Source organism: Bellilinea sp., assembly GCF_034432615.1.
GTDB lineage: Bacteria > Chloroflexota > Anaerolineae > Anaerolineales > Anaerolineaceae > Bellilinea.
Genome location: NZ_DAOUBL010000181.1, coordinates 1 through 7,994, shown reverse-complemented (window position 1 = coordinate 7,994; position 7,994 = coordinate 1). Strand labels below are relative to the sequence as shown.

The following is a 7,994-nucleotide window of genomic DNA, read 5'->3' as shown; positions in this document are numbered from 1 at the left end:
AATGTGTCGCATCGCTACCCTGTTGCCGCCCGAATACCGCGGGGTGTATGCCGACCACCCGCGCCTGCACGAACTGCTCGCCAGCGGCGACTATTGAACCCCTGCCGCAGGCACCGATTTCGCTCTCCCCGGAGGAAAACCTCATGCTGCTCCCCATATTGATACCTGTGCTGGCGGTTTTGATCTTTGTGGCCGCCTTTATCCTGATTCGCACCAGCCTTTTCATGCGCCTGCCGGAGCCGGTTGAACCGGCCGAACTGCCGGAAGTGGATGCCGAAATTGCCGCCGGTCATCTCTCGCTGGCAATCCGCGCCAAAACCGTTTCCTACGATGATCAGCCGCCGGACGCCATGGCGTTTTACGAGCTGCACCGCACGCTGGAAACGCTTTACCCGCGCGTGCACGCCACACTGGAACGCCAGACGGTCTCCGATTTCAGTCTGCTCTACCGCTGGCGCGGCAGCAACCCGGAACTGCCCGCTGCGCTGTTTTGCGCCCATCTGGACGTGGTGCCGGCCGCCGAGGACAGCCTGGATCAGTGGCAGCACCCGCCCTTCAGCGGTGAGGTTGCCGAAGAGCAGGTGTGGGGACGCGGCGCGCTGGATATCAAAGGACAGCTGATTGCCCTGATGGAAGCCGCCGAGCAGCTCATCAAAGCCGGTTTTCAGCCGGAACGCACCCTTTACTTTGCCTTCGGTGAGGATGAAGAAACCGGCGGACGACGCGGCGCAGCCCAAATTGCCGCTCTGCTGGCCGAACGCGGCGAGCAGCTGGAAGTGGTGCTGGACGAAGGCGGCGCCATCGTGCAGGGCATGCTGCCGGGGGTAGAACTGCCGGTTGCTTTGATCGGCATCGGCGAAAAGGGCTACCTGACCCTGCGCCTGCGGGTGGATCAGCCCGGCGGACATTCTTCCGCGCCGCCGCCCAGCACCGCCATCGGCATCCTTGCGCGCGCCATCACCGCCATTGAAGATCATCCCTTCCCGGCATCCACCGTCTTTCTGCGCGAAACCTTCCGCGCCATCGGCGCAGCGGCTTCGCCGGCTTTGCAGTTGGTCTTTGCCAACCCGTGGCTGTTCGGCGGTCTGCTCAAGCGCCGCCTTTCGGCCGACCCGAAAACCAACGCCGCCATCCGTACCACGACTGCGGTAACCATTGTGCGCGGCGGCGTCAAGGAAAACGTCCTTCCGCCAACCGCCGAAGCGCTGGTCAACCTGCGCCTGCTGCCGGGTGATTCGATTGAATCGGCGGTGGAGTACGTTCGCCAGGTGGTCAATGACCGCAATGTTCTAATTGAAGTTGTCCCGCAGGGCTCCTGGGAAGCAGCCCCGCTAACCTCGCCGGACAGCCCGGCTTTCGAGAGCCTGAGCCGCGCCGTGCGCGAGGTGTTTCCCGGCGTGGTAACCGCGCCTTATCTGGTGATGGGCGCCACCGACGCCCGTTACTACACCGGCCTGTGCGAGAATGTGCTGCGCCTCACGCCGGTGGTGATGACCCGTGAGGATTTGGACAGCATCCACAGCGTGAATGAACGCATCAGCGTGGCGGGACTGGGGCGCATGGTACAGTTCTACCAGCACCTGATGCGCCTGTGGTGCGGCGGCATGCAGCCGCAAAGCCAGAGCGCCCCCGCCATTTCGGAAGAATGACCGTCCGGCGCCGGCTTGTCCTCTCACTGCTCATTACGCTCACGCTGATTGCCGTGCTGACCGCCTTCGGCCCGGCTGAACGCACATTAGGCGCCAACTTGCGGCTGGTGTTGCTGCATGGCGCCTGGGTTTGGAGCGGAAAACTGCTGTTTGCCGCTGCCGGTTTGTGCGGGCTGGCCGCCATCCTCTCCCCCGCGCGCTGGGTGGACTGGTCGCGCGCGCTGGGCTGGAGCGGTTTGCTCTTCTGGCTGACTTACCTGCCCATGTCCCTGCTGGTGCAGTGGCAAAATTGGGGCGGCATCTTTTGGGACGAACCACGCTGGCGCATTCCCTTTACCTTTGGTGTGGTGGGGGTGCTGCTGCAAAGCGGGCTGCTGGTGCTCGACCAGCCGCGCCTGACCGGTTTTGCCAACGCAGCCTTTGGGCTGGCGCTCTGGCTGGCGCTGGGCGGGGCGGAAAACATCCTCCACCCCGACTCGCCGGTCGCCCAATCGGGTTCGTTTGCCATTCGGCTCACCTTTGGGCTGCTGCTGGGGCTGGCGCTGCTGAGCGGCGCCCAGCTCAGCCTGCTGTTGAAACGCTCCGTTCACAAAGCCGCATGAAAACCTCCTCACCGCCGAAACTGGGCGCACAGGTCGCCGTATTCACCCTCATCCGCAGCGTATTGAACACCAGTTACCGCATGGTGTACCCCTACCTTTCGCTCTTTCAAAGCGGGTTGGGAGTTGGTTTGCCGGCAATTTCGCTCGTGCTTTCGCTGCGCTCGTTGATCGCCTTTGCCGGGCCGTTCCTTTCCCCGATTGCCGACCGCTACGGACGGCGGGTGAGTATGCTGCTGGGCATGGGGTTGTTCACCATCGGCGCGCTGACGGTGGTCGTGCTGCCCACCTATACCGGTTTTGCCATCAGCCTGCCGTTGATGGCGCTGGCCTACATGATTTTTCTGCCGGCCATGCAGGCCTATCTGGGTGACCGGGTGGCCTACGAACGGCGCGGGCGGGTGATGGGCATCACCGAACTGTCGTGGTCGCTGTCGTTCATCATCGGCGTGCCGCTGGTGGGGGTGCTGCTCGGACGCAGCGGGGCATGGCAGTCCCCGTTTTTGCCGCTGGCGCTGCTGGGGGCGCTGAGCATGGTGGCTGTGTGGCGCATCCTGCCGCCCCACAACCGCCGCACCGAACCGTCCAGCCAGTCCGGCGTTCCGCCGCTTCCATTGGGGCTGCTGCTGCGTTCGGCCCCGGCCCGCGCCGGTCTGCTGACCATTTTGCTGCTGACCGCCGCCAACGAAACGGTCAACCTGGTGTTCGGCCTGTGGCTGGAGCAGCGTTTCAACTTTCAACTGGCGGCGCTGGGAGCAGCCGCGGTGTTGATTGGGCTTTCGGAGATGGGCGGAGAGGGGCTTTCGGCAGCGCTGGTGGACCGGCTGGGCAAGGTCTGGTCGGTGCGTGCCGGTTTGCTGGTGAACATGCTGGCGGCGGTGGTCATGTTTGTCCTGGGCGGGCAGGCGTGGGGCGCGCTGGCCGGCCTGTTTTTGTTTTACCTCTCGTTTGAATTTTCGCTGGTTTCGCTGCTGCCGCTGATGAGCGAAGCGCTGCCTGCCCTGCGGGCAACCGTCATGGCCAGCACCCTGGCGATGGCCGCTTTGGGGCGCGCGCTCGGCACGCAGTTTGCTCCGCTGCTGTTCAACGGGGTGGGAATTGGCGGAAACCTGATCGCTGCCCTGGCAATGAACCTGCTGGCGGTTTGGCTGGTGCGGCAGGTGCGGGTGAACGAGGCCGCCCCAGCAGTCACACCGGCGGATTAGGAAAATACCCCTTAGCTTTGCTATTTTTGTGTCCAGTTTTATGAGCCCACTACAAAACAACCCCCACCGACCTCCCCCAATATCGCTTTGGCGATATTGGGGGAGGCGCAGGAGGGGGCAAAAGCGCTCGATTGGACGCATTCGTGGATTATTCCGAATAGACATCGGTCAGCGCCCGCCGGCTGCGGTTTGACCGTTTTCGACTTTGAGAAAGCCATGGGTTACTTTTACCAACCCATTGTCCAGCCATCCAAATCTGGAGTACAATTCAACGCATACTCTCGAAATGAGAAAGGCACGCTGCTGGGTTTGTTCATCACCTTTGAAGGACCGGAAGGCGCCGGCAAAACCACCCAAATTCACCCGCTGGCTGATTTCCTGCGCAGTCAGGGCTGGGACGTGCTGACCCTGCGCGAGCCGGGCGGCACGCCGATCAGCGAACAGGTACGCGCCGTGCTGATGAACCTTGCCAATACGGCCATGCACCCGCGCACCGAGATTCTGCTCTTTCTGGCGGCGCGCGCTCAACTGGTGGAGGAGGTCATCCGCCCGGCGCTGGCTGACGGCAAAATTGTGCTGTGCGACCGGTATGCCGATTCCACCCTCGCCTATCAGGGCTACGGTCACGGCGTTGATCTGGATACCCTGCGGCAGTTGCTGCATTTTGCTACCGGCGGTTTACAGCCCGACCTGACCTTTCTGCTGGATGTGGACCCGCTCATCGGGCTGCGCCGCAAGCAGAAAGAAGGCGAGTGGAACCGCCTGGATGCCTGTGATGCTCAATTTCACCAGCGCGTGCGCGCCGGTTACCGGCAGATAGCCGCGGCAGACCCGCGGCGCTGGGTTATCGTGGATGCCGCACAACCGCCGGATGCGGTACAATCGCTCTTGCGCCAGCACACGCTGGCGCGCCTGCGGGCGCAAACCGCCCCATATTCTGGATAAGAAAGGTTTTTGGTATTTGACAATGAAGAAACACCCCCTGTTGTGGATAACCTTACTGGTTGCTTTGCTGCTTTCGGCATGTGCGCCGCAGGCCACTGCCACCCCGGCTGAACCTACCGCCGTGCCGACCCGCACGCCGCGCCCCATGCCGGAAGGCACCCCCATGGCCTGCACGCTCTTCAGCCTGTTCCCCGACCCGCGCGATCCGGCCTCGGTCAACCTGCCGCCGGTCAGCGATGCGGACTGGTCGCGCGGAGCAAAGAATGCCCGCCTGACGCTGGTGGAATACAGCGATTTTCAGTGCCCATACTGCTCGCAGGCAGCCGGTTTTCTGAAAGAATTTGAGCAAGCCAACCCCGATCAGGTGCGGGTCATCTTCCGTCATTTTCCGCTGACCTCGCACGACAAGTCCCTTCTCGCCGCTCAGGCCGCCGAAGCCGCCGGGCTGCAGGGCAAATTCTGGGAGATGCACGACTTTCTGTTCGATCAGGCCAACTGGCAGGTCTGGACGGCGCAGTCCAAAGCCGACTTTGAAAAATGGTTGAACCAACAAGCGGCTTCCATCGGGCTGGATGCCGGGCGCTTCAGCCGCGATCTCAACTCCGAGGCGGTGGTGCGCAAGGTGGAAGGCACCTTTCAAAAAGGGGTGGAAATCGGTCTGACCGGAACGCCTTCCCTGTATGTATTCATTGACGGCGAATTGATTTTTGTCCCCGAAGATCAGGTACCCTATGACCCCGCCACCCTGGATGCCATCCTCAAACTGGCCACACTGCGCGATATCCAATTTGACCGCTGCCCGCCGATGATCATCTCGCCGGACAAGCAGTACACCGCCACGCTCAAGACCGAAAAAGGCGACATCAAAATCCGCCTGTTTGCCGATAAAGCCCCACTGGCGGTCAATTCCTTTGTCTTTCTGGCGCGCATGGGCTACTTTGACGGGATGATTTTCCACCGCGTACTGCCCGACTTTGTCGCCCAGACCGGCGACCCCTCCGGCACCGGTTTTGGCGGTCCCGGCTACCAGTTTGCCAACGAGGTCAGCGAGGACCTCAAGTACGACCGCCCCGGCCTGGTGGGCATGGCAAACGCCGGCCCGGACACCAACGGCAGCCAGTTCTTCATCACCTATGCCGAGCTGCCGCAGCTGGACGGCGGTTACACCATCTTCGGCGAAGTGATTGAGGGCATGGAAATTGCCAAAGCGCTGACGGCGCGTGACCCGGCCAGCGCTGCCCCGGCCGACCTGCCCCCCGGCGATAAAGTCCTCTCCGTGACCATCGAAGAAAAGTAATCCGGCTCTATGCAGGCAAAGGTCGAACCCGGCTGGCGTTTCTGGCTGCTGGCAGTGCTGTTGGGCGGCGGAGCAGCCCTTTCGCTGGGAACAGCCCTGCTGTTTCTGGTGCTTGGGCTGGCAATGGCCGCCCCGCTGCTCGGTCTGCCGCAGGGTTCGGCTGGTTCTTTCCTCAACATCGCCTTTACCAGCGCATTCGTCGGCACGGTGATGCTGGTGGGGCTTTTTTGGCTGATTCGCCCCCCGGTTGCAACGGCTGCCGAACCCGCAGCCGGGCAGCGCCGCCTGGCGCTTGCCTCTCTGGCGATGCTGATCTGGCTGCCGCTGGTGGGACTCTTCCGCGTCGTGGAAAGCTCTGCGCTGGCCTGGCTGCTGCTGCCGCCGCTGGTGGTGATCGGCGCCGTCATTCCGGCCTGGTTTCTCATCGAGCTGGCGCGCCGCGGACTGAATGTGCTGCCGCGCGGGCGCAGCTGGCAGATTTTGTCGGTTTCCTTTGCCTTGACCATTCCGCTCACCCTGCTGCTTTCGCTGGTGATGCTGGCGGTCTTTGTGGTGGTGCTGGGCGTTTATCTGAACACCCAGCCGCAGCTGCTGGCCGATTTGCAGCGCTTCTTTGAACAATTTGACCCGGCGGACGTGGACCTGCAGCAACTGGAACTGATTGCCAACCAGATTCTTGCCAACCCGGTCATCGTGGCGCTGCTGATCAGTCTGGTTGCCGGAGTCACCCCGCTGCTGGAAGAGCTGCTCAAACCGCTGGCGTTGTGGTTGTATGCCGGCGACCGGTTGAGCCCGGCACAGGGGTTTGTCGGCGGGGCGTTGTGCGGAGCCGCCTTTGGCTTGTGGGAAAATCTGAGCGCACTGGCCGGCGCGGGCAACGGCGGCGGCGTGCTGATTCTGGTTGCGCGGATCGGCTCCCTGTTGCTGCACACCACCGCTACCGCCATCTTTGGCTGGGGGCTGGCCTCTTTCTGGGCACAGCGCCGCTATTGGGGCAGACTGGTGGGCAGCTACCTGCTGGCAGTCGGGCTGCACGCCTTCTGGAACCTTTTTGGCGTGCTGAGCGCCGTTCCGGTCACCCCGCGGCTGCCGCTTCTTAACCGCCTGCCGGTTACCGACCAAACTTTTAACCCGCTCTGGCTGGTACTGCCGGGCATGGCACTGCTCAACCTGCTGCTGCTGGTGTGGATGAACTACCGCCTGCAACGCGAAGCGCAAACGGCAATCCGGCTGGCTCATCCTTCTCAAACCGACTCGCCAGCGGCCGGCACGGCTCAAAACCAGCCGGCAGCCGACGAGCGGATGGAAGACATCTTATCAAACAGGAATACATGAATGGACTGGATTCGGCTGGCGTTGGATTTTGTGCTGCACATTGACCACTATCTGGATGTGATTATCCGCAGCGTGGGGGTTGGCACCTATGCGGTGCTGTTTGGGATTATTTTTATCGAAACCGGCCTGGTGGTGACACCCTTTCTGCCGGGCGATTCGCTCTTGTTTGCGGCCGGAGCATTTTCCGCCAAGGGCTCGCTGCAAATACTGCCGTTGTGGCTGCTGCTGATGGCAGCCGCAGTAATCGGCGACAGTGTCAATTACTGGATCGGTAACAAGGTCGGTTCGCGCGTCTTTGAACAGGAAAGCCGCTGGGTCAAACGCGAGTATCTGGAACGCACCCAAAAGTTTTATGAAAAGCACGGCGGCAAGACCATTCTGCTGGCGCGCTTTGTGCCGATTGTGCGCACCTTTGCGCCGTTTGTCGCCGGAATTGGCAAGATGCGCTACGGTTACTTCCTCACCTACAACATTGTCGGCGGTATGCTGTGGGTCAGTCTGTTCCTGTGGGGCGGGTTCTTCTTCGGCGGACTGCCGTTCGTGGAAAAGAACTTTTCACTGGTGATCATCGCAATTGTGCTGATCTCGGTGCTGCCGGCGGTGTGGGAAACGCTCAAAGCGCGGCAGGAAAAGCGCGCCGCCGCGTTGAAGTAAGAGGGTAAAAAAACGCCTCTTTCTTTTCCATCCATATAAAAGCTCAGTCTGGATGCTGGCGGGCAAAGACCCCCGGCATCTATCCCCAAAACCTTCCCCGCGGAGCAGCGTCATTGAAATGGGCATCAACGCAGCCCGGCGCGGGTCACACTCCTCGCCCCCCTTCCCCGCGGAGCAGCATCGTTGACATGGACACCAACGCAGCCCGGCGCGGGTCACACTCCTCGCCCCCCTTCCCCAAAGAGGTACGCGTTGAGCGGACGGGGCAGCCTTGCGGGGAAGGGGGGCTACGGGGGGTTGGGGCGAGCAG

The 7,994-nt window shown here is 62.2% G+C and carries 7 protein-coding genes; all 7 read left to right on the top strand.

What is annotated here, in order from left to right:
• Positions 1-143: 143 nt before the first annotated feature.
• The 7 genes from VAE48_RS08385 to VAE48_RS08355 all read left to right on the top strand — a co-directional run bounded on the left by VAE48_RS08385 (position 144) and on the right by VAE48_RS08355 (position 7,684).
• A complete protein-coding gene (locus VAE48_RS08385) occupies positions 144-1,649 on the top strand; it encodes a M20 family peptidase (protein WP_322792870.1) in 1,506 nt (501 codons plus the stop codon).
• A complete protein-coding gene (locus tag VAE48_RS08380; RefSeq protein WP_322792869.1) occupies positions 1,646-2,251 on the top strand; it encodes a hypothetical protein in 606 nt (201 codons plus the stop codon). The genes VAE48_RS08385 and VAE48_RS08380 overlap by 4 nt, the downstream gene beginning before the upstream one ends.
• Positions 2,248-3,453 carry an MFS transporter gene (locus VAE48_RS08375; RefSeq protein ID WP_322792868.1) on the top strand — a complete coding sequence of 402 codons (1,206 nt, stop codon included), beginning with the start codon at positions 2,248-2,250 and terminating at the stop codon, positions 3,451-3,453. Before VAE48_RS08380 ends, VAE48_RS08375 begins: the two co-directional genes overlap by 4 nt.
• Before the next feature lie 216 nt (positions 3,454-3,669).
• Entirely contained in the window at positions 3,670-4,398 is a 729-nt protein-coding gene (tmk, locus tag VAE48_RS08370) for a dTMP kinase (RefSeq protein ID WP_322792867.1), read from the top strand.
• A 22-nt stretch (positions 4,399-4,420) separates the two neighbouring features.
• Positions 4,421-5,695, top strand: a complete 1,275-nt coding sequence (locus tag VAE48_RS08365; RefSeq protein ID WP_322792866.1) for a peptidylprolyl isomerase — start codon at positions 4,421-4,423, stop codon at positions 5,693-5,695.
• 9 nt (positions 5,696-5,704) lie between these two features.
• A complete protein-coding gene (locus VAE48_RS08360) occupies positions 5,705-7,030 on the top strand; it encodes a PrsW family glutamic-type intramembrane protease (RefSeq protein ID WP_322792865.1) in 1,326 nt (441 codons plus the stop codon).
• A complete protein-coding gene (locus tag VAE48_RS08355; RefSeq protein ID WP_322792864.1) occupies positions 7,031-7,684 on the top strand; it encodes a DedA family protein in 654 nt (217 codons plus the stop codon).
• Positions 7,685-7,994: the final 310 nt, after the last annotated feature.

Coding starts and splice junctions, on each gene's coding strand:
- VAE48_RS08380 (WP_322792869.1), top strand. CDS start 1,646: ATGACCGTCCGGCGCCGGCTTGTCCTCTCACTGCTCATTACGCTCACG.
- VAE48_RS08355 (WP_322792864.1), top strand. CDS start 7,031: ATGGACTGGATTCGGCTGGCGTTGGATTTTGTGCTGCACATTGACCAC.
- VAE48_RS08360 (WP_322792865.1), top strand. CDS start 5,705: ATGCAGGCAAAGGTCGAACCCGGCTGGCGTTTCTGGCTGCTGGCAGTG.
- tmk (WP_322792867.1), top strand. CDS start 3,670: ATGGGTTACTTTTACCAACCCATTGTCCAGCCATCCAAATCTGGAGTA.
- VAE48_RS08375 (WP_322792868.1), top strand. CDS start 2,248: ATGAAAACCTCCTCACCGCCGAAACTGGGCGCACAGGTCGCCGTATTC.
- VAE48_RS08365 (WP_322792866.1), top strand. CDS start 4,421: ATGAAGAAACACCCCCTGTTGTGGATAACCTTACTGGTTGCTTTGCTG.
- VAE48_RS08385 (WP_322792870.1), top strand. CDS start 144: ATGCTGCTCCCCATATTGATACCTGTGCTGGCGGTTTTGATCTTTGTG.